This window comes from Nocardia sp. NPDC055321, assembly GCF_053645575.1.
On record NZ_JBSHMS010000051.1, the window covers coordinates 13489 to 35275 of the forward strand.

15 protein-coding genes and 2 pseudogenes are annotated in these 21787 nt (G+C 70.0%); 8 read left to right on the top strand and 9 right to left on the bottom strand.

Annotated elements, in window-relative coordinates:
* Positions 1-248: 248 nt before the first annotated feature.
* The 3 genes and pseudogenes from ACWIGI_RS40460 to ACWIGI_RS40470 form a co-directional block, all read left to right on the top strand.
* Positions 249-2546 (top strand): annotated as a pseudogene (locus ACWIGI_RS40460) (MMPL family transporter); the annotation flags it as partial.
* A 276-nt stretch (positions 2547-2822) separates the two neighbouring features.
* Positions 2823-3575: pseudogene (locus tag ACWIGI_RS40465) on the top strand (MSCRAMM family protein); the annotation flags it as partial.
* Positions 3576-3859: 284 nt separating this feature from the next.
* Positions 3860-4846 (top strand): hypothetical protein, encoded by a 987-nt coding sequence (locus tag ACWIGI_RS40470; protein WP_454208984.1) that lies wholly within the window; start codon positions 3860-3862, stop codon positions 4844-4846.
* Here ACWIGI_RS40470 and ACWIGI_RS40475 read toward each other — a convergent pair.
* The 4 genes from ACWIGI_RS40475 to ACWIGI_RS40490 form a co-directional block, all read right to left on the bottom strand.
* The gene (locus ACWIGI_RS40475) at positions 4827-6152 is read right to left on the bottom strand and encodes a hypothetical protein (protein ID WP_454208985.1); all 1326 of its coding nucleotides are present in this window, start codon (positions 6150-6152) and stop codon (positions 4827-4829) included. The two genes, ACWIGI_RS40470 and ACWIGI_RS40475, sit on opposite strands and share 20 nt — an antisense overlap.
* A gap of 120 nt (positions 6153-6272) precedes the next feature.
* Positions 6273-7238, bottom strand: coding sequence for a DUF389 domain-containing protein (locus ACWIGI_RS40480; RefSeq protein ID WP_454208986.1), 966 nt, complete (start codon positions 7236-7238; stop codon positions 6273-6275).
* Positions 7239-7247: 9 nt separating this feature from the next.
* Positions 7248-7454: a hypothetical protein gene (locus ACWIGI_RS40485; RefSeq protein WP_454208987.1), complete on the bottom strand. Its 207-nt coding sequence runs from the start codon at positions 7452-7454 to the stop codon at positions 7248-7250.
* 116 nt (positions 7455-7570) lie between these two features.
* Positions 7571-10210, bottom strand: a complete 2640-nt coding sequence (locus ACWIGI_RS40490) for a LuxR C-terminal-related transcriptional regulator (RefSeq protein WP_454208988.1) — start codon at positions 10208-10210, stop codon at positions 7571-7573.
* Between the two features lie 279 nt (positions 10211-10489).
* Here ACWIGI_RS40490 and ACWIGI_RS40495 point away from each other — a divergent pair, with 279 nt between their 5' ends.
* The gene (locus ACWIGI_RS40495) at positions 10490-11593 is read left to right on the top strand and encodes an AI-2E family transporter (protein ID WP_454208989.1); all 1104 of its coding nucleotides are present in this window, start codon (positions 10490-10492) and stop codon (positions 11591-11593) included.
* Here the strand turns inward: ACWIGI_RS40495 and ACWIGI_RS40500 are convergent.
* On the bottom strand, positions 11590-13293 hold the full coding sequence (locus ACWIGI_RS40500) for a SulP family inorganic anion transporter (RefSeq protein WP_454208990.1): 1704 nt from the start codon (positions 13291-13293) through the stop codon (positions 11590-11592). The two genes, ACWIGI_RS40495 and ACWIGI_RS40500, sit on opposite strands and share 4 nt — an antisense overlap.
* A 30-nt stretch (positions 13294-13323) precedes the next feature.
* The gene (locus ACWIGI_RS40505; protein ID WP_454208991.1) at positions 13324-13983 is read right to left on the bottom strand and encodes a GAP family protein; all 660 of its coding nucleotides are present in this window, start codon (positions 13981-13983) and stop codon (positions 13324-13326) included.
* A 577-nt stretch (positions 13984-14560) separates the two neighbouring features.
* Between ACWIGI_RS40505 and ACWIGI_RS40510 the strand changes: the two genes are divergently transcribed.
* Positions 14561-14983, top strand: coding sequence for a DUF6325 family protein (locus tag ACWIGI_RS40510; protein WP_454208992.1), 423 nt, complete (start codon positions 14561-14563; stop codon positions 14981-14983).
* A gap of 17 nt (positions 14984-15000) precedes the next feature.
* A complete protein-coding gene (locus tag ACWIGI_RS40515; RefSeq protein ID WP_454208994.1) occupies positions 15001-15306 on the top strand; it encodes an SHOCT domain-containing protein in 306 nt (101 codons plus the stop codon).
* Between the two features lie 46 nt (positions 15307-15352).
* On the opposite strand, the gene ACWIGI_RS40520 is transcribed toward ACWIGI_RS40515, so the two are convergent.
* The 3 genes from ACWIGI_RS40520 to ACWIGI_RS40530 form a co-directional block, all read right to left on the bottom strand.
* A complete protein-coding gene (locus tag ACWIGI_RS40520; RefSeq protein WP_454208995.1) occupies positions 15353-17878 on the bottom strand; it encodes an arylsulfatase in 2526 nt (841 codons plus the stop codon).
* A 135-nt stretch (positions 17879-18013) separates the two neighbouring features.
* A complete protein-coding gene (locus ACWIGI_RS40525) occupies positions 18014-18904 on the bottom strand; it encodes an SUMF1/EgtB/PvdO family nonheme iron enzyme (RefSeq protein WP_454209000.1) in 891 nt (296 codons plus the stop codon).
* 506 nt (positions 18905-19410) lie between these two features.
* Complete coding sequence (locus ACWIGI_RS40530) at positions 19411-19644, bottom strand: hypothetical protein (RefSeq protein ID WP_454208996.1); 234 nt, start codon at positions 19642-19644, stop codon at positions 19411-19413.
* Between the two features lie 227 nt (positions 19645-19871).
* Between ACWIGI_RS40530 and ACWIGI_RS40535 the strand changes: the two genes are divergently transcribed.
* Both ACWIGI_RS40535 and ACWIGI_RS40540 read left to right on the top strand, forming a co-directional pair.
* The gene (locus tag ACWIGI_RS40535; protein ID WP_454208997.1) at positions 19872-21218 is read left to right on the top strand and encodes an FG-GAP repeat domain-containing protein; all 1347 of its coding nucleotides are present in this window, start codon (positions 19872-19874) and stop codon (positions 21216-21218) included.
* A 108-nt stretch (positions 21219-21326) separates the two neighbouring features.
* Positions 21327-21787, top strand: a 461-nt coding sequence (locus tag ACWIGI_RS40540) for a DUF222 domain-containing protein (protein ID WP_454208998.1), incomplete at its 3' end; no start/stop codon positions are given.

The following is a 21787-nucleotide window of genomic DNA, read 5'->3' on the forward strand; positions in this document are numbered from 1 at the left end:
GACTCGCGACCTCCCGCAGGAACCCTGCGACCGGACACCGCCGACGAATCGCCGATTTCCGCGTGCGGTACACTCGCGAAACTTGAGGTTTCTCCTCCGTTTTCGGCCGGCCGTCGATCGCCGAGTCCCACTGTGCGACAGATCGAACGCGTGGCCGGGAGGAGCTGTTCGTAGGCGTGGCGGGCCGCGAAAGAGCTGGACAGGGGCCCGGAGCTCGGCACATCCGGAACCACCTAGGAGAACCTTTCGTGTCCGTATACCTGTACCGGTGGGGCAAATTCGCGTTCAGACGCAAGTGGATCGTCCTGCCGGTGTGGCTCCTGCTGCTGGTGACGCTCGGCGTCGGCGGCAGCGCGCTGAGCCAGCCGATGAGCGACGAGTTCAGCATGCCGTCGCTGCCCTCCGAACGCGCCACCGACATCCTGGACAAGCAATTCCCCGGCATGTCAGCACAGTTCGGCATCGACGCGGTCGGCGGAACCTATGTCATCGAGGCGCCCGCGGGCACGAAGCTGACCGACAAGGCCAATCGCGCGGCGATCGACGCGCTGATCACCGACCTGAAAGCCCTCACCGCCGGTGACGACGGGCGCCGGCTCGTCGACGAGAAAGACGCGGCGGCACTGCGCAACCCGATCGCGGTGACCGAGGCGATGGGCTGTCTGGGCGCCGCCGACCCCGCGGTGTGCGCCGGTGCGCCGCTGAACGTGCTGAACAAGCGGTCGCCCGCCACCGTCGCGGTGCTCTCGGTGCCCTTCGACATCGACTCCGCCGCGGACATCACCGACGCGCAGCGCACGGCCACCTACGAGGTGGCCGCCCCGGCCCGCGCCCAGGGGCTGACCGTCGAGATCGGCGGGGCGATCCAGCAGAAACAGGAGCAGCCCAGCGGCCAGGCCGAAATGATCGGCATGGGAGTGGCATTGGTGGTGATGGTGATCGCCTTCGGCGCCATCGTCGCCGCCTTCGTACCGATCATCACCGCCATCGTCGGCCTCGGCGCCGCCATGCTGGTGATCGCGCTGAGCACCTCGGTCATCGAGATTCCCAGCTTCACAACGTTTCTGGCGTCGATGATCGGCATCGCGCTGTCGATCGACTACGCGCTGTTCATCGTCTCCCGCTACAAGCACGAACTGCGCGTCGCGGAGAATTCCGAAGAGGCGGCGGGCATCTCGGTGGGCACGGCCGGATCCGCGGTCGTCTTCGCGGGGCTCACCGTCATCGTCGCCCTGGGCGCGCTGAGCATCGTCGGGGTGAACTTCCTGACCTTCATGGGGCTCGGCGGCGCGGTCGCGGCGTTCTTCGCGGTGCTCACCGCCGTCACGCTGATGCCCGCGCTGCTGGGCGCTTTCGGCCGGTTCCTGTTCACCCCGAAGCTGCCGATGCTCGCGCGGCACGATACCGAGGACGACGCCTCGGTCACCGTGGGCACCCGGGTCGCGCGCCTGATCGGCGCGAAGCCGTGGCTCGCCCTCACCGTCGCCGTGGCGGCCCTGGGCGCGCTGGCCGCTCCGGCGCTGGGATTGCAGCTGGGCCTGCCGGGCGAGAACAGCTTCCCGACCGAGTCCACGATCCGCAAGGCCTACGACATCCGGACCGACGGCTTCGGCGAGGGCAGCAACGGCGTGCTGACCGTCGTGGCCGATCTGGAGCAGGTGCCGGCGGGCAGGCGCGACGCCGCCGTGGCCGCCCTGCGCGATCGGCTCGCCGGACTCGAGGAGATGGACTACGTCACCGCACCGCAGGTCAGCGCCAACGGCCTGGGCGTAATGCTCAGTGGCGTACCGAAATCGGGGCCGAACAACCAGGCGACCAAGGACCTGGTGCGCACCGCCCGCGAGGCCGAGGACGAACTGACCGAGCGCTACGGGATCGAGTACGGCATCACCGGCACGACCGCCATCTACGCCGACATGGACCACGTGCTGCTCGGCAAGATCGTGCCCTACCTGGCGATCGTGGCGGGTGCGGCGTTCGTGCTGCTGATCCTGGTGTTCCGGTCGATCCTGGTGCCGCTCACCGCGGCGCTGGGGTTCCTGCTGTCCATGGCGGCCACGTTCGGCGCGACGGTCCTGATCTTCCAGGAGGGCACGTTCGGCCTGATCTCCGATCCGCAGCCGATCATCAGCTTCCTGCCGATCATGTTGATCGGGTTGGTCTTCGGGCTGGCGATGGACTACCAGGTGTTCCTGGTGACCCGCATGCGCGAGGAGTACGTGCACGGCAGATCGCCGAAGGACGCCATGATCGCGGGCTACCACCACGGGGCCCGGGTGGTCACCTCCGCGGCGATCATCATGATCTCGGTGTTCGGATCGTTCCTGCTGGAATCGGATGTCACCGCCAAGTCGATGGGCTTCGCCCTGGCGTGCGGCGTGGCCATCGACGCCTTCGTCGTGCGCATGGTCGTGGTCCCGGCGCTGCTGGTGATCATGGGCCACCGGTCCTGGTGGATTCCGCAGTGGCTGAACCGGATCCTGCCGGACATCGACGTCGAGGGCGCGCGGCTGCAGGAGTGGCGTCGCAGGCGGTTCCGGCCCGTGCGCCCGGCGGTCCCGCGCGCCGCGGCGGCCGAATTCCCCGTGGCCGGTGCAGCCGCCGGGAAATCCGCACCGGCGCAACCGGTTCGCATCCTGCCCGAATCCGCGCACGCGGTGCAGGCCATTCTCGAACCGGCGCAGCGGGTTCGGGCCGACGCCGAACCCGTCCACGTCGCACAGGCGGAGCCCGCCCGCTCGACGGCGTCCCTCCCGCACCCCCGGGAGACCCCCGTCGTCCCGGAAACCCCCGCTGCCACACACAATCCGTCGCTCACCGGCACGATCCGCCGGGACGATCAGCACCCGGTGCCGGGCGCGACCCTGACCTTGATCAGCCACCGCGGCCGCCAGGTCTCGCGGACGGTCGCGACCGGCACCGGCACGTACATCATCGAACCGCCACGACCGGGCGGCTACGTCCTGATCGTCTCCGCGGACGGCTACCAACCGGCCGCGGTGGACGTCACCGTCGCCGAGACCGGCACGACCCGGTTCGACCTGGTCCTCGCGGGCACCAGCGAGGTCTTCGGCGTCGTGCGCACGACCGCGCACCACCCGGTTCCGAACGCCACCGTCAGCGTGACCGACGCCCTCGGCGAGGTGGTCGGCACCGCCGTCACCGCCGCCGACGGCGCCTACGCCTGCCGGGGCGTGCTGGCCGGCACCTACACCCTGGTGACGGTCGCCCCCGGAATGAAGCCGACCGCAACGACATTCACCCTCCCCGACAGCACCCGCCTGCGGGTCGACGTCGCGGCCCTGGCCCCCATGGCGGTGCTGTCCGGTACGGTCCGCGCCGCCACCCGCCCGGTGCACGACGCCCGCGTCACCGTCCTGAACCGCTCCGGCGTCCCCGTCGGCACCACCCACACCGACGAGCAGGGCCGCTACGAGATCCCCGACCTGCCCCCGGGCGACTACACGGTCGAGGTGCGCGGCTACTCCCCCGTGACCGAACAGATCACCGTCACCGGCGCGGGCGCCGACCACGACCTCCGCCTGGGCTTCGACGAGTACGCGGCGGTGCGGTGAGCGCGGGACGTAGTCGAGGGAGTTGGCGATGGCGGTGTCGAGGGTGGTGGCGCGCCGGGTGAGTGCGGCGTTGAGGGGCCGGGCGCGCCGGCGACCGGGCGGGAGCTCGGCTACGGGCCGTGACGGTGCACCCGACAGGATGCCGCCCACCCGGTCCGATGGCCGGTCGGCGGGCGCGAGGTAGCCGTCGAATATCGAAGCGGTTTCATCCGATTCGAATGAGGTGTCCCGGCCGGGCCGGGGCCTAGCGTTGCGCCGGTCCGGGCGAACGAGAGGCGCGCAGCATGGGCGAGGAGCTCGACCGATCCGCCCCGGGGCACGGGCACGGACTGTCCGGGCCGGGGGACGACGCGCCGACGGCACAGCCCGACGTGCGGGGCGGGGTCGCGGTGAAGTCCCGCGCGGCCCGGATCCGGGAACGGGTCGACGCGGGCATCGCGGCCGGTACCGACTGGTCGCGACGTACGCCCGTGGGGCGCACGCTGTGGCGAATCGTGGACGGGCTGATCGAGATTCAGGTGGTCGACCGGTCGCTGGCGCTGGCGGCGCAGATCTTCACCTCGGTGCTACCGGTCATCATCGCCGCGTCGGTGTTCAGCGGCTGGCACGCCGCGGCGGACACCATCAGCGACCAGTTCGGCTTCGACACCGCCGAGCTGCCCGGCGGGGACGCGGAGGTGTCCGGTGACCCGTCGGTGGCCGCGTTCGGCGTGATCGGGCTGCTGATGGTCGTGCTCAGCGGCACATCGTTCGCCCGCGCCCTGGCCCGCCTGTACGTGGCGGTCTGGCGGGTGCCGGCCATGGGACCGCGCGACGCGTGGCGGTGGGTCGCGACACTGTTCGCGGTCGCGGTCGCGGTCGGGCTGGTCGGCCAGACCCGCGACCTGGCCCAGATGCGCTACGCGGGCCGGCCGCTGGCGGCCGCCGGTGAGATCGCCATCTGGACCCTGGTGTGGGCACTGGCGCCGTTCCTGCTCACCAAAGGCGCGATCACCGGCCGCCGCGCCTGGGCCACCGGCCTGCTGACGGCGGTGGGCCTCACCGTCGTCCACGTGACCGGGCAATTCACGCTGCCGCGGGTAACGGCCAACGCGCAACAGCACTTCGGGCCGCTCGGCATCGCCTTCACCACGGTGAGCTGGCTCTTCGTGATGTCCATCGTCGTGGTCAGCGCCGCCTCGATCGTCGGGGCGCTCACCGCGGACGAGACGTTCGTCGGCGGCTACCTGCGCGGACCCGAGCGCGAGGGTGTCACCCCGGCTCCGGCGTGAGCGCCGGGCGGGCGATCAGCTCCAGCACGAGCAGCGCGGCGACCGTCACGAGAGCCGTCACCAGGACCACCGACCCCGACGGATACGACCAGAACACCAGCACGCTCACCGCGACCGCGACGATCGCGATCCGCAGCGGGACCCGGAACTTCCACAGGGACACCGCGATCGAGCTCGGGTCGCCCGCGCGCCGGGATCGCACCGCGTCGATCGCCCGCCGATACCCGGCACGGATCGCCACCGCCGACCGCGAGGATCCGGTCACGAACCCGGCCAGCGCGATCACCGCGCCCAGCACGAAAACCGCACGCAGCGTGGTGCGCAACGGCTCGAGCAGCGTGTCCAGCACGACGGTGGCCGCGGGCGCGGACAGCACGTCCGGGGGCGTGGCGTTCAGCGCGGCGGCCCGGCCGATCCCGATCCCGACGGCGAGCACCGCCATCCCCACGACCAGCATCACCCCCGTCAGCGAGAAGAACCGCCGCCGAGCGCCTTTCGGCGCGGCCCACACCGCGCAGACACCGGCCAGCACCGTCGCCAACGGCAGTATCGCCGACGCGCGATCGAGCACCCGCACCCATCGCTGCGCGGCGACGAGATCGGGCGCCTCGAACAGCACGAACGAGCGATCGATGTCGGGCACCCGCTCGGCGAGGGTGAAACTGCGCGCGACCAGCGCCGCGCGCACCCGGTCGATGATCGGCCGCAGCGAGATCGTGACCGTGCCGTCCTCGTCCATACCGACGGCCGCCGGGGAGTTTCCGTCGAGCACCGCGACCATTCCCCGGTGCGCCTCCTGATTCGCGCGCACCCACAGCCCCTCGAACTCGTCCGAGGCGACGATCGACGACGCGGTGTCGCGCACGAGCCCCTCGGCCTCCCGATCGATCACCGGCGCCAGCCCGGTGATCACCGAGGGCACCCGCGCGTTGTTCTCGGCCAGCGCCGAGAGCGCCTGGGCGGTAACGGTTTCCACGTCGACCCGATCCATGATCGCGGCGGTGACCCGGTTCGTGATCTCGTTCTGGAGCGTGGGATCGGAGCTCAGCGGGCGCACGGTCTCGACGTAGCGGCCGGTGTCGAGGAGTTCGCCGTGGACGAATCGCGCGGCGACCGAGGCGAGGCCCAGCACGGCGACCAGGACCAGGAACACCGCCGCGACGATCCGGCGGGCCACCGCGCGCGACGCGGGCACAGCGCCGCCGCCCGCCGCGCGCAGCGCCGCGACCTCGCCGCGCAGGCGAATCAGCTCTTCCCGTTCGGTTTCCGGCAGCGACGCGCCGGATCCGGTCGGCTCCTCGGCCATCGCATCACTCTGCGACGCCAGGGCGCCGGAATCCTCATCCTTTCCGGATGAGACCTCGCGCGTGATCCGAACGGCCACAGGCGGGCGAGTCGACCCGTCGCGGCCGATCGCGGAATTCGATCAGTCGTTCAGCCGACTGCCGACGGTGTGCACGACGACCACCCGGGGTTTCCACGGGACCAGGTCATCGACCGCGCTCTGCAGCTGGCCCAGTGCGGGCAGATCGGCCGGCGCGAGCACCTCGACGGTGGCGGTGTCGCTGTGGATGCTCACCCGGGTGACTTCCGCACCCGGCACGTCGGTCAACCATGTCTGTGCGGCGTCCGCGATGCGATCGGCCCACAGACTCGACAGCGAGTTCACGACCATGGGCGCCGCCACCAGCAACAGCGCGGCCGCGAGCACCGCGTAGGCACGCCCGTGCCGGGCCCGGCCCGCGCCCGCCTCGCCCGCGTAACCGGTCACGACGAAGACCACCGTGGCGGTGACGATCATGGCGACCATGTTGGAGGCGAACAGCACGAACGCGCCGAGGGCCAGGCCCGGGGCGTGCGAGCCGAGACAGACCCCGACCACACCGAGCGGGGGCACCAGCGAGATCGCGATCGCCACCCCGGGCAGCACATCGCCCACGTCACGCCGGATCATCGCGATCACCCCGACCAGGCCCGTGGCCAGTGCGGCGAGCAGGTCCATCAACTTCGGCGAAGTACGGCCCACCACTTGGGAATTGGTCAGGATGCCGGTCGGGTTCGGGAGCAGCTTCGCGAACAGGAAACCGATCGCCACCACCAGGATCACACCCACCGCCACCAGCAGCAGACTGCGCCCGATCAGCGCGCCACGCCCGGTGGCGATTCCCAGCCCGACGCCCAGAATCGGCACCGACAGCGGTGCGACGATCATCGCGCCGATGACGGTCGCGGTCGAGTCACCGATCACGCCGGAGACCGCGATGACGCTCGAGAGGGTCAGCATCAACCAGAAAGCGGTGCGTTTGGCGTGCACGTCACCGACGTCGAGATCGAGCCGGTCCACCAGTTCGTCGAGGGTCCGGCGCTGGCCGGCCGGCGCGAGCACGTCCATGGTCGCTCCTCAATCCGGAAGTTGGCGCATCTCGAGCAGGGTGAGCCCGAGATTGTCTATGCGGGCCAGGATCCCGCGCATGGCGGTGGGATCGGGTACCGCGCCGAACAGGGTCGTGGTGCCGTGCCGGCGCGGGGCGGCGGACAGGTCCGGGAAGGCGGCCAGCGCGCGGTCGGACAGCTCCCCGTCCAGAACGAACTGGTAGCGAACGGACATCCGGCGCAGACCTCCTCTCCGCTCGAACCCGGAACGGCGCACGACACGCGGCGCGCCCGAGTATCGGTACGCGGCCCGGCACGCGACCTCATCCCCGCGGGGTGAATTCGAGGGCCTCAGAGCAGGCCGCTGCGCCGGGCCTGATCGAGCGCCTCGGTGCGGGAGCCGGTGCCCAGCTTCGTGTAGATCCCGCGCAGATGGGTTTTCACGGTGTTGATCGAGATCCCGAGATCGTCGGCGATCTGCCGGCTGGCCCGCCCCGAGGGCAGCTGCCGCAGCACCTTCATCTCGGTGCTGGTCAGATTCGGATGCCGAGCGTGCTTGTGCGCCAAGGGATGCCGCCGCACGAGAATGACGAAGGCGTCGTACTGGCCGAAGCCGCCGACGAATCTGTCCAGCAGGTCGAGCGCGGCGGGGACATCGAGGAAGGGGCGAACGAGGTGTTCGGGCGCGGCGTGGCGCAGCGCGTTCTCGAGACCGTCGCGCGCCTTGGTGGGCGTGTTCAACTCGTCGTGTGCCGCCGCGTACTGCAGCCAGGCGCTGACCCGGTGCACCCGGGGCAGGGCGGTCGCCTCGTCGAGCAGCGGTTCGAGCAGTTCCAGCGCGGCGCGGGAACGATGCGCGTTCGCCTCCAGCGCCGCCCGCGCGAGCGCGATCTCCGGGGCGTCGCCCAGGCGCGCCCGAGCCCGCTCGAGCAGCAACTGCGCCTCGTAGGATTCGCGCACGGACAGCAGGGACCACACCACGAACGGAACGACGGCCGCGGTGGTGGCCGGGACCGGATGGGTCTCGAGCAACCGGGCGTAGTCGGTGCGCAGCAGCTCGGCGGCGGCATTGCGGTCGTGGGCGGTGTCGAATTCGGTCAGGGTCGCGACGAGATGGGTGTGCCACCCCGCGTGCGCGCCGACCGAGCCGTCCAGCAGGATGTGCTCGCCGCGCAGCGCGGCGAGCCTGTCGAGGTCGGGCGTCTCACCCTGCAGATAGGCGCCGAACGCGGCCAGCGCGCAGGCGTGCGCGGCCTCGGGCGTGTCGAGCAGCCGCTCCCGCGTCGCCAATTCGAGGGCGTAGTCGGCGCGCCGGCGCATGGTGGTGAGCGCGCCGGCGAGCCCCGCCGCCATTCCCAGCCGGACCAGGGCGCGCAGACGCAGCTGCGGCAGGGCGCTCACCTCGGCCAGTGCCAGCCCCTGCCGCAGGCGCTCCTCCCCCGCGGCCGGATCTCCGTGCACCAGCGCCGCGGTCGCGGTCTCGATGGCGGTGTAGCAGTCCAGTACCGCGTGCCCGGTACTCGGCAGGTCCGGCGGCACGCCCGGGTCCCCCGGCGCCGGGCCGGTCGCGGTCGCCAGCTCGCACCGCACCGCCACCGTCAGCGCGGTGATCGCGTCGGAACTCAGGAACGACGCGGGACCGTGCTCGGGCAGGGCGTCGAAATGTGCTCGCGCCGTGGGCACATCGGATTTCACGAGGGCGTCCACCACGCGCAGCAGCCGGGGATACGGATCCTCGGACAACCCCGGCTCGGCCGCCGCCACGGCCTCGAATATCGCCGCGCCGTGTCCGGCGAGCGTCAGACTCAGTGCGTGTTCGGCCAGGAAGTTCCGCAGCGGTTCGCGCCGCGGCAGCGCCAGCAGATGCGGCAGCGCCGCACGCGGGTCACCGATTCCCTCCAGAAACAGGGCCGTGCGCAGCCGCAGTTCCGCACCGCGCTGGTCGCCGAGCCGATTGAGCTCGGCCAGGAAGTAGGCGCGCAGCAGCGGGTGGTAGGTGAACCACACCTCGCCGTCGCGGACGACCGTGGTCAACGGGTAGTTCATGCGCTCGAGCTCGTGCAGCCAGTGCCCGGCATCGCCGCCGATCAAATCCTGTGCCAGCCGCTCGGTGAACTCGGCCGGCACGCAGGTGTGCGTGAGGAACAGCCGCACGCCGGGCGAGAGCGTGTCGATGAGCTCCCCGGCCAGCAGGTCCGACACCGAAACCGGCAGCCGCGCGAACGAGGTGAGCACCGCGGCCGGATCCTCGGGCCGGGCCGCCAGCGAGATCGCCGCGATCCGTACCAGCGCCGCCCAGCCGCGGGTCAGGTCCGTCAGCATCGCCAGTTCCCGCTCGCCGAGGTCGCAGCCCTGGTCGCGGCACAGCCGCGCGGTCTCGGCGGCGGAGAAGGCGAGTTTGCTCGAATCCCAGCGGCGCAGGCGCGAACCCATCTCGAGCAGGTGCCATCGGATGGGCGGTTCGTAGCGACCGCAGATCACGATCGTCAGGTTCGGCGGCGCGAGCAGCAGCAGCTGCTCCAGACCGGTGAGGGTCAGCGGGTCGGTGATCGCGTGCGCGTCGTCGATGATCACCAGGGCGCGTTCGCCGAGCCGGGAGAGCGCCTCGGCCAGCGCGTCCGCGTCCGCGAGCGCCGTGCTCAGCGCCGTGCGCGGCGACGCGTCGAGACCCAGCTGCGCGGCCAGGCGCTGCCACACATCGCGCGGCGCGGCGTGCTCGTTCGCGTTCAGCCAGGCGATGCGCCGGTACCTGGCCCGGGTCCGGCGGCGGCGCGCCCACTGGCCCAGCAGGACGGTCTTGCCATTTCCCACCGGGCAGCAAATGAGCAGCATTGATCCGTCCGGCGAATCGGTGAACGCGTCGAGCTCGGCGATCAACCCGGAACGCGGAACCGGCGTGAACGCCGGTCTCGGGATTTCGGTGACATTCGACGTCGAGAATTCCACCCGGCCCGGTGACAGCGGGGATCGAAATTCATGCGAAAGGGTCATCTGCGCTCCCAGCCTCACATTCGCATGTCAGCGGTGCTCTGCGTCGAGGAGTTTAGTGGATGAACTTCCTCGATTAAGGAAAGGAGATGATCTTGTTGCGGTTCATCCGAAACGGATGAGTACCACCACCGGAGAGTGATCAACGCTCAGTACACACGCCGATACGAACAACTCGAAGCGTTCCGGGCACACCGGCCGAGAGACACAGCAGCGATCCTATCGGCCAGAACCGGACATTTCGCCGCAACCGGCAAATCATCAGCATGCAAGGAGGTCGCGGTGGACCCGGACCCCATCGGCACGGCGCCCCCGCATCTCGCGTGGTCGATCCCGCGCGGCCTGATCGTGCTGCTCGCCGCCGCCGGCGCGGTCATCGCCGTCGCCGGGATGAAGGCCACCGCCGGCCTCATCGGCCCGGCCTTCCTCGCGCTCATGCTCACAGTGGCCGTACAACCGGTGCAGTCCTGGGCGCTGCGCCGCGGCTGGCCCCGCTGGGTCGGCATGGCGCTCGCCCTGTGCGCGGCGTACCTGATCGTGCTCGGCCTGCTCGCGGTGCTGATCGTGTCCGTGGGGCAGCTGGCCACCGAATTGCCCAACTACTCCGCGCGTTTCGACGATCTCCTCGACGGCGTGCGTTCGCTGCTCAGCGGCTTCGGAATCGGCAAGGACCAGACCGCGAACATGCTGAGCGGACTGGACTTTCACCAGTTGGTCGCCCTGCTGCAGTCCGCGCTGGGCGAGCTCGCGTCCGTGCTGTCGAACCTGGTGTTCGTGCTGGCGCTGCTGCTGTTCATGGCGTTCGACGCGATGTCGATGGGACGCCGGGTGGAGATCGTGGCGGCGGTGCGCCCCGACATCGCTTACGCCCTGGGCGCTTTCGCGAGCGGAACGCGCCAATACCTGGTCGTGTCCACGGTGTTCGGCCTCATCGTCGGCGTCATCGACGGCGTCGGGCTGTGGCTGTTCGGGGTGCCGTTGCCGCTGCTGTGGGCGGTGCTGTCGTTCATCACGAACTTCATCCCGAACATCGGATTCGTGCTCGGGCTCGTCCCGCCCGCGCTGCTGGCCCTGCTCGACGGCGGCCCGCGCCTGATGATCTGGGTGATCGTGTTCTACTGCGTGGTCAACGTCGTGATCCAGTCGGTGATCCAGCCCAAGTTCGTCGGCGACGCCGTCGGACTCAGCGTGACGATCACCTTCCTCGCCCTGATCTTCTGGTCGTGGGTGCTGGGCGCCCTCGGCGCCCTGCTGGCGCTGCCCCTGACGCTGCTGCTCAAGGCGGTGCTGCTGGACATCGATCCCTCCACCCGCTGGCTGAGCGCGCTGATCAGCACCGCGCCCGATCCGGCCGCGCCGCCGAGCAGCCCCGATCCGGCTGTCTAACCGGCTGTTTCGTCCCGGTCCGGCAGATCCGCGGTGGCCGCGCCGATGGTCGGGTACACCGCGATGCTGCGCGGACCGGTGTCGGCGCTGCCGAGCGCGTCGCCGAACTGGCCTATCGAGCGGGCGATCCGGAAGTCGACGCGGCGGCGGGCGAGGGCGTCGCGCAGCTGGGTGAGCATGGTGGCCGCGCTGACGTCGATGCTCGGCGAGGTCTCCGCGTCCAGAACCACCAGCCGGGTGGCGTCGGTGCACAGCTGCTCGATCCGTTCGCGCACGTAATCGGCGTTGGCGAAGAACAGGCCCGATTCCACCCGGACCACCAGCAGATCCGAGCGACCGGGCGGCAGGTCCGGGTGCCGTTCCGCGTCCAGCCACAGCGATCCCTGCTTCACCAGCGGGGCCACGTGCGGCTGCGAGGCCCGATAGATCAACAGCAGCAGCGAGATTCCGATGCCGATCAGCAGACCGGGCAGCGTGTCGAACAGCAGCACGCCGAACATGGCGGCGATCGCCCCGGCGAAGTCCGCGCGGGCGGCCCGCCCGTAGATGCTGCCGAGCCGTTCGGTCCACACCCGGTACAGCCGCCGCAGCGCGGCGAAGTCGACCAGCTCCAGCACCGCCGCGATCACCACGCCCGCGAGCGTGGCCTCGGGCAGCTTCTCGAACAACCCGGTCAGGAAGAGCAGGGTCAGGACGGTCAGCGCGGCCACGACCAGACCGCTCATCTGGGTTTTCGCACCCGCGGACCCGTTGACGGCCGTCTTGGACAGACTGCCGTTGACCACCATGCCCGAGGCCAGCCCGGAACCGAGGTTGGCCGCGCCCAGACCCAGCAGCTCCCGGTTGGCGTCGATGTCGTAACCGGCCTTGGCCGCATAGGTTTTCGCCGCGCCGAGCCCCTCGGCGAACCCGATCAGCGCCACCCCGACCGCCGGGCCCAGCAAGTCGAGATAGTCGTGGAAGCTCACGCCGCCGGGCAACCCCACCGCCGGCAACCCCGCGTCGATGTGCCCGACGATGTCGACATCGTGCTCGTCCAGGTGGAACAGCCGAACCGCCGCGATTCCCAGCAGCACCGCCAGCAGCGACCCGGGAACCAGCGGCAGCCAGCGTTTGAGCCCCATGACCACCGCCAGCGACGCCGCGCCGACCAGCAGTGTGAGCCAGTGTGTTTCACCGAGATGGGTCAGCACGCCCCACGCCTGCCGGAAGAAGTTCCCCTCGTGTTTGCCGATGCCGAACAGCTTGGGCACCTGGCCGATGATGATCGTGAGCGCGAGTCCGACGATGAAACCCTTCAACACCGGTTCGGAGATGAACGCGGCCACGAACCCGAGCCGGATCAGCCCGGCCAGCAATCCCACCACGCCGGTGGCGATCGCCAGGGCCGCCGAGAGTGCCACGTAGCGACCGGAATCCGCACCGGCCAGCGGCGCGATGATGGCCGCCGACAGGGCCGCGGTCGCCGACATCGGACCCACCACCAGGTGCCGGGAACTGCCCGCCAGCGCGTACAGCACCAGCGCGGGCAGGGCCGCGTACAGCCCGACGACGGGTGGCACCCCCGCGATGGTCGCGTAGGCCAGGGCTTCGGGGACCAGCACCGCCCACACGGTCAGGCCAGCGATGACGTCCGGGCGCAGCCACGACGTGCGATAGCCCTCGAGCGACTCGAACACCGGCCACGTCGACCTACTCATCCACCGCTCCCGTCCGGCTGATCCGATCGGTCAGAGACCGCTGATGCCCTTGCCCGCCACGACCGTTCCCATGACCAGCAACACGATCGCCATGACCGCGTGATTGTTGGCCTGCAACCAGGCCCGGGTGCTGTCCAGCACCGGCCTCAGCCGGCCCGCGGCCAGCAGATACCCGAGCACCACCGTCAGCACGCTGGCGCCGGCCAGCACGGTGAAGACGAGCACCGCAACGGCTTTGGCGCCGCCACCCAGATCCGCTGCCCCGATCACGACGCCTGCGGAGACGCACAGCAGCAGGTTCTTCGGATTGACCGCCGACAGCAGCACCGCCAGCCCGCCAGCCTTCACCGGGGTGAACTCGTCGATGGCACGCATCCACCCCGGCGGATCACTGTCCCCGCGCTGCCGCCACTGCGCGACGGCGAGCGCCACCAGCAGCACCCCCAGACCGATCTTGATCCACGCCACGGCGGCCGAGGGCTCACGCTCCCCGGTCCCGCCCGCCGCCCCCGCGATCAGCGCGAAGACCGTCGTGGCCGCCGCGATCCCGGCGACCCACCCGACGGTGAACCCGATCGCGCTCCCGGAGCCGTTCCTGGACAGGATCATCAATATCGCCGCGACGATCGGGATAGGCGATATCGCGATACCCACGGCCAACGGCAGGAGATCTCCCAGAACGGCGCCCATCGGCTCACGCTAGAGCGGACCCCGCCCCCGATTCCTCACCTGCTCGGGATGAGATTCGCCGATGCCCGCCCTATTCCCCTCGAGCGGCCACCCGGCATCCGGCCACGCCGCCGCCTGCCCGGCCCGCACCCAGCCCAGGCGGCGCGTGGGCCGGCCCATGCCCCGGCACCCCGCCGAGTCGGTGTCGGTGCGAGGTGAACGACCGGGTGAACCCGCATCCGGTGCCCACCTCGCGCCGGGTACCGGTGCGCGCGGCGGCGGCAAGGTCACACCGATGCGGCGCCGAGGGCGGGCCGTCCGAGGCAGGTCCGGCCCCGGCGGCGCTGTCCCTAGGCAGTTCCGTGTCCCCGGACGAAGCGCAGCGGGGACCTATCGACGACACTCCATGCCAGACCATCGACGCGATGCGGTAAGCCGATCCGATCGGTACAGCTGACGGCCTGGAACACGTGCGCGGCACCTCGCGCAGCGACCGCTACGCCATGCCGCGAGTTGATGCCCCGGATCCCTGTGCCGCCCGCGTCTCATCCGCGTCGGATGAGGCGGGGGCGGGCGGGCTCGGCGAATCATGGCCCGCATGGCGGAATCAGCAGCGGGCCTGGGCCCGGTAGAACTGGTCGTGCTCAGCTTCCCCGGCACCGCGCTCGCGCCCGAGGTGACCGGCGCGCTGCGCGCGGTCGTCGACGCGGGTCACGTGAGCGTGCTGGACCTGGTGTACCTGTCCAAGGACGCCGACGGCTTCATCACGGAGAAGGAGTTCGGCGAACCCCTGGACGAACTCGGCCTGGGCGAGCTCACGGTGACCCGGGAGTTGATCAGCAACGAGGACCTGGACCTGGTGCGCGGGGCGTTGCGCCCGGGCAACTCGGCGGTGGTCGTGGCCTACGAGCAGACCTGGGCGCGCGGGCTCGGCGAGGCGGTGCGCGCGGCCGGCGGCGAGGTCGAGCTGCACGTCCAGATACCACGCGATGTGCTGACCGCCGCCCTGGTCGACGTCTAGAAAGGTTGCGGGACATCATGCTTCGACGAGGAAGAATCGGACGCCCCGGCCTGCTGGGCACGGTGGCACGCACCGCCGTGGTCGCGGGGACGGCCAGTGCGACCGCCAACGCGGTCAACCGCCGCGGTCAGCAGCGCGCCGCCGAGCAACAGGCGTACGAGGCCGCGCAGTACGCCCCGGCCGCGCCCGCCGCGCCCGTCGCCCCCGCCGCGCCGCCGAGCACGGACCTGGTCGCCACCCTGGCGCAGCTCGGCGAGCTGCACTCCTCCGGCGCGCTGACCGATGCGGAGTTCGCCGCCGCCAAGGCCAAATTGCTCACCTGAGCGCCGCGCCCGCCGCAAGGGATGGCGGCGGGCGCGGCGACCGACATCAGTTGCGCGAGAGCGCCGCCGCCGCTTCCTTCTGCAGGTCGGCGTACGACTCGTCGCCGGTGGCGATCGTGACGCTCTCGATGGTGCCGCCGGTGAAGGTGCCCGGGGTCCGGTACTGCGAGGTCACGGCGTCACCGCTGTCGAACCCGACGCACAGCCCGTCACCGGCGAGGGTGAACTTGCCGGTCTGGGCGCGCATCGAACCCTTGTTGACCGGCTCCCCGTCGATGTACAGCGTTGTGGTGCCGAGTGATTCGCCGTTCGGCCCGGTGCTTTCCCGATCGAACTCCATCCCGAGCGTGTGCTTGCCCGGGGTGATCGGGGCCGAGGACACGAAGTCCTGTTCCGGGGCGATGCCCAGGAAGTTGTAGACGTAGTGCAGGGTGCCGTCCTTGACGAACAGGGTGTGCCCGCCGAACCGCGAGCCGTGCGCGAAGATCACGCCCTGTGCGTCCTGCGCCAGATCGACCTCGGCCAGGATCTTGTACGACTTGCCGCGAATGTTGACCGCCACGCCCTCGGGCACGGGCGCGGCATCCGGGTAGTAGACGTACTTGTCGCGCGGCGGTTCCGCCTGCGGCCGTTCGACTCCGATCTGTTCGACCGCGGTGCGGTCGTCGAGCGGCAGGACGAAGTTGTCCTTGGCCTCTTCGTTCCAGGCGGCGATGAGTTCCTTGAGCTTGTCCGGATTCTCGTCCGCGAGGTTCTTCGATTCCGAGCGGTCCTCGTCGACGTGGTACAGCTCCCACTTGTCCTCGTCGAAGTTGCCCTCGCCGCTGATCGCCGCGTGCACGGCCGCGGCCTTCCAGCCGTTCTCCCAGATCCCGCGGGTGCCGAGCATCGCGAAGTACTGGCGCTTCTTCTCGGTCGCGGCGTCGCCGTCGTCGAAGGTGTAGCGCATCGAGACCCCGTTCAGCGGATACTGCTTCACCCCGCGGTAGGTCTCGGGCATCGTCACACCGGTGACGTCGTAGATCGTGGGCACGATGTCGGTGCTGTGGTGATACTGGTGCCGGATCTGCCCCTTGGCCTGAATTCCCTTGGGCCAGTGGATGACCAGCGGGTCGCAGGTGCCGCCCGCGAACTGCGCGTAGCGCTTGAACATCTGGAACGGCGTGGAGAACGCCGCGGCCCATCCGGTCGGGTAGTGGTTGTAGGTGTCCGGGGTGCCGAGGGTGTCGATGTACTTCATGTTCTCGGCGAGATCGTCCGGGTAGCCGTTGAAGAATTTGTTCTCGTTCACCGACCCGTTCGGTGAGCCCTCACCGGAGGCGCCGTTGTCGGCGGCGTAGAAGATGACGGTGTTGTCCATCTGCCCGGTCTGTTCCAGGAACTCGATGACCCGCCCGACCTGGGCGTCGGTGTACTCGGAGAATCCGGCGAACACCTCCGCCATCCGGGAGAAGAGCCGCTTCTCGTCCGCGTTGAGCGAGTCCCAGGGCCGCACCATATCCGCTTCCAGCGCAACGTCTTTCGGGAGCGGGTTGAGCGGCGTCAACTGGGTGCCCTGCGGCATGATGCCCTTGTCGATCATGCGCGCGAGCACCCATTCGCGGTACGCCTCGTACCCGTCGTCGAACTGCCCCTTGTACTTCTCCGCGTATTCGGTCGGGCTGTGGTGCGGCGCGTGGTTCGCGCCCGGGCACAGCCACATGTACCAGGGCTTGGACGGATTGGTCGAACGCTGATCACGCAGCATCTTGATCGCGTTGTCGCACAGGTCCTTCGACAGGTGGTAGCCCTGCTCGGGGGCGTAGGGCTGGTCGATGAACCGGTTGTCCTCGGTCAGGTCCGGGTACCACTGATTGGTTTCGCCGCCGAGGAACCCGTAGAAGCGGTCGAAGCCCTTGGCCAGCGGCCATTCGGACTTGCTGCCGCCGCTCGAGACGTCCTCCTCGGGCACGTTGTGGTTCTTGCCCACCCAGAAGGTGCTGTAGCCGTTGTCCTGGAGCACCTGCCCGACCGTCGCGCACTGCGCGGGCAGCCGGCCGGCCGCGCCGGGAAATCCGTTGGTGGCCTCGGTGATCGAGGCGAACCGGTTCACGTGGTGGTTGCGCCCGGTCAGCATCGTGGACCGGGTGGGCGAGCACAGCGCCGTGGTGTGCCACTGGGTGTAGGTCAGGCCGTTGTCGGCCAGCTTCTGCATGACCGGCATGTTGATCCGGCCGCCGTACGGCGACCAGGATGCCAGCCCGGTGTCGTCGTAGAGGATCACCAGGACGTTGGGCGCCCCCTCCGGGGCCTTCTTCACCTCGAACGGGCCCCAGTCCGGCGTGGAGTCGCGGACATCGAGCTCGATGTCACCGTCGAAGCCCTCGTTGATGCCGGTGCCGTACCCGGGCGGGCCGTCGCCGTCGGAGTCCTTCCCGCACGCGGCGGCGACCAGCGGCAGCGCGGCCACGCCCGCGCCCGCCGCGGCCAGCTTGCCCAGCAGCGAGCGCCGCGAATGCTTCTTGCCTTCCGGCGCGGTGTTTTCGGAGTGGGGTACCTCGGGCGAAGACTGCTCATCGTCCATGGGTGTCATAGGACGAGACTAAGCAGGCAATTCACCCATACGCGGATGCCACTCCGGCGGGTTTCCGGCGCACGAAATACGGGATAACCTGCGATAACTCCCCGGCCGATGCCCCACCGCCGGTCGGCGCGGAGTGTCGCGCACCTATCCCGGCAGCACGCACCGAAACCCGATATGACACGTCGCGGTGTCCTCGGACTGGGCCTGGCGAGCGGCCGGGCGGTAGCGCAGGCAGTAGTTCGGCGCGCACAGATACGACCCGCCCTTGATCACCCTGCGCGCGAACGACTCCCCCGGTTGCCGCGCCTCGCCGGCCCGCGGCGCACAGCACGATCCGCCGGCCTTCGCGACGGGTTCGTCGTAGTACCCGGTGGTCCACTCCCAGACGTTGCCCGCCATGTCGAACAGCCCGTATCCGTTGGGCGGATAACTGCCGACCCTGCTCGTTCCCGGCTGCGCCCCCTGCCCGCGACCGGGCACGAACTCCCACGGGAACCGCCCGACCCAGGTGTTGGCCATCCGCCGCCCGCGCGGTTCGAACTCGGCTCCCCAGGTGTAGGTCGCGCCGTCCAGCCCGCCGCGAGCGGCGTACTCCCACTGCTGCTCCGACGGCAGCGCCTTACCCGCCCACGCGGCGTAGGCGGCCGCGTCCGCGTAGGCGACCTGCGTGACCGGATGCTGGTTGCGCCCGTCCAGGTCGGTGCCCGGCCCGCCCGGACGCCGCCAGTGCGCACCCGGCACGTACGACCACCACCGCCGCCAATCATCCAGGGGCACCGGGCCGTTCGTGCGGCTGAACACGAGCGCACCCGGCACCAGATCGCCGGGTTCCGCGCCCGGAAACGCCGCCGGATCCAGCGCGCGCTCCGCGATCGTCACGTACCCGGTGTCGCGCACGAACCGGGCGAACTCGGTGTTCGTCACCGGATGCGCGTCGATCCAGAACGAATCGACCGCGCTAACCCGCAGCGGCCGCTCCTCCGGAAAGAAATCCTCGGACCCCATGACGAACTCGCCGCCCGGCAGTCGCACCATGCCCTTGCGCGCGGTAGCGACACCCCCGTCCCGCAACTCCACCCACGTCTCCGGTTCTGTCGTCGAATTGCTTACCGTCCCAGCGTGCTCCGACTTCGCCCCGCTCCCGCGAACCGACACACCATCGCGGTCATGACCGTGCGATGAGCGATTGCCCGCATACGGCTCCGGACCGGAGCCGATGACCGTCCGGGGCGCCTCGGAGCCCGCCCTGGACGATCCCACGACACCACGGCCCCACCCGTGGAGGCGATCTGTGACGGAGTGTCGAGCGTGTCCCCTGCTGCCGGCGTGCTTCGGCACGGCCGAACTCCGCACCGATCCCGCGATCGGAGCGGCAGGGTTCATCGACCGGTGGGTGTGACCACGTTCCGCGCGAATACTTCCCGGGAGGCCGCCGCAGGGGTTGCGACGGACTCGGGGACCGCGCACTCGGCACTCGAGGAGCGGCGCACTCCAGCGGGGAGGGACGAGCCCCGCCGCCTGCCGATCCCGGACGCGGTCCGCTACGGGAAGCACCAGTCCAGCGTGGCCGATCCCGGTGTCGGAATATGGACGCAGATATTGATCCAGATGTAGGGCGCGTCGGCGTTCCTGCGCAGTTGATCCACCTCCACCGGCGTCTGGTCGGCAACATCCGCCCGGCCGCCCTGGTCCGCGAGGGCCGTCGGCGCCGCCCGGACGACGAGCGGCACGGCCAGTGCGGCAACCGCCGCCGCGCGCGCGATTCCTGCATACATCTCGGTACCCCTGTCTGGAACACTTCGCCGGAAAGCCCGAGAACCGGTGGGGTCGGCCGACGAGGCCGCAGCCAGGCTCGGACCACATTCGGGCAGGATCCCAACCGGGACCGGGATCAGGCCTCACCTGATCGGGATGAGATTGGCCGGGCGCGCGGCCCCGAAGGTCAACCATGCGGCCGGGCGGGTCAGTGACGTGCGGGCGGAGCGCGCTTAACGTCCCCCGCATGAGGTCTCAAGTCATGGTCTGTGCCGCGCTCGCCGCGAGTATGTCGTTCGCGGGCGGGCAGGCGGGTGGAGCGCCCGCGACTGGCCCGGCGGGCGGAGCGGGCACCGCGTTCTCGGGTCCGTTCTCCTTCGACGCCGGGACCGCGCCGTGGGTGCTGCGCGGCGCCGACGTCAACCGCGACGACAAGCCCGACATCGTGACCGCCAATGCCGGGTCGGCGACCGTCGGCGGCACCACGCACGGCGGGCTGGAAGGTGTGTCGGTATTGCTGAACACGACCCCCGATCACGCGGACGCGCCCGCGTTCACCGCCCCGCGCCAGTTCACGGCCGGTGTCGGGACGCTGGCTTTAGAGATCGCCGATCTGGACGGGGACGGCGCCCCGGAGATCCTGACCTCCAACTTCTTCGACACCGGCGCGAACGGGATCTCGATCCTGCGCAACCTCACCCCCGCGGGCGGGACGACGCCCGAGTTCGCGGCCCCGATCAATCTCCCCACGGGTGCGTTCCCGTCGCTGGTGCGCACCGTCGACATCAACGCCGACGGCCGGTTGGACCTCGTCACCGGCGACGCGGGCCTGCCGTTCGGGCTCGGAATCACCGTGCTGCTCAACACGACTCGACCGGACGGCCCCCTCACGTTCGCGCCGCCCGGACAGTTCCTCGGCGGCAGTGTCGCCGAGGGCCTGGCGATCGGCGACGTCAACAACGACGGCCGCGACGACATCGTGGTGTCCAACACCACGACCGGCAACGTGGCGATCCTGGTGAACGCGACCCCGCCGCTGGCCACGACGCCGACCTTCACCGTCACGCAGGAATGGGTGGTCACGAGCACCGACGCCCAACTCGCCGACCTGGACGGCGACGGCCGGTTGGATCTGATCGTGGCGCGCACGGCGGGCGGGTTCAGCGTGCGACTCAATCGAACAGCGCCCGGCGCGCCCGCCGCCGAGTTCGGCGAGGATGTCGTGAACGATCTGATCGGTGAGGTGACCCGCGCGCACGGCACTTACGGCGTGGTGACCGAGGGCCTCGCCGTGGCCGACTTCGACGGGGACGGCAGCCCGGATGTCGCGGCCGTCAACGACTTTCCGCTTCCGGGGTTCGGGATCAGTGTGTTCACCAATCACACGCCGGCGGGGGCACGCACGGCCGTGCTGCGCGGTCCCGACGGCTACGACGGCTCGCTGTGGGGGGTCGGCACCAACTCCATCACCACCGCTGATTTCAACGGGGACGGGAAGCCGGACCTTGCCACCGGAAATGTGCCGAGTGTGGCAATCGGCGACGCGGTGGTGGTGCGCGGAGGGGTGTCTGTTCTGCTCAATACAGGAGGCTAGATTTCGGCTGATTCAATGGCTTGATAATGGCGGAGAAATGACCGAATTGCGTTGTATTTCAACAGAATTGGGCTATTCATGCTCGCTATCAAGGCGTAGAATAGAGGCATGGAATCGAGGAAGGTACCCACAATCGCGACGAGTGCCAAAGCACTTGGCGCCGCGGTGGAGAACCTGCTCGAATTGCCGATGTACTCGTTGGGCAAGGACGAGGTCATCGAGGTCATGCAGGAGCTCGAGACCAGCTTCCGCAAACTCGAAGCCGTCAAGCAGCGGTTCGCACTCGAATGCGGAGCACGGGACCTGGGCCCTCGGGCGGGCGTGAAGAGCCTGATCCTGTTCCTGCAGCAAACACTGCGGCTCTCGTACGCCGAGGCCGCTGCCCGCGTTCGCAACGCTGATTTGCTGTCGACGGTGTCCGTGGGTTCGAGCACCCGGCCGCCGAAATTGCCGCTCGTAGCCGCAGCGCAACGCGCCGGGGAGATCTCCGCCGATCATGTGAAGGCCATCAACGATGCGCTGACGCGGATCCCCGACGCCGCCGGTCCGGAAGTGAAGGATCATGCCGA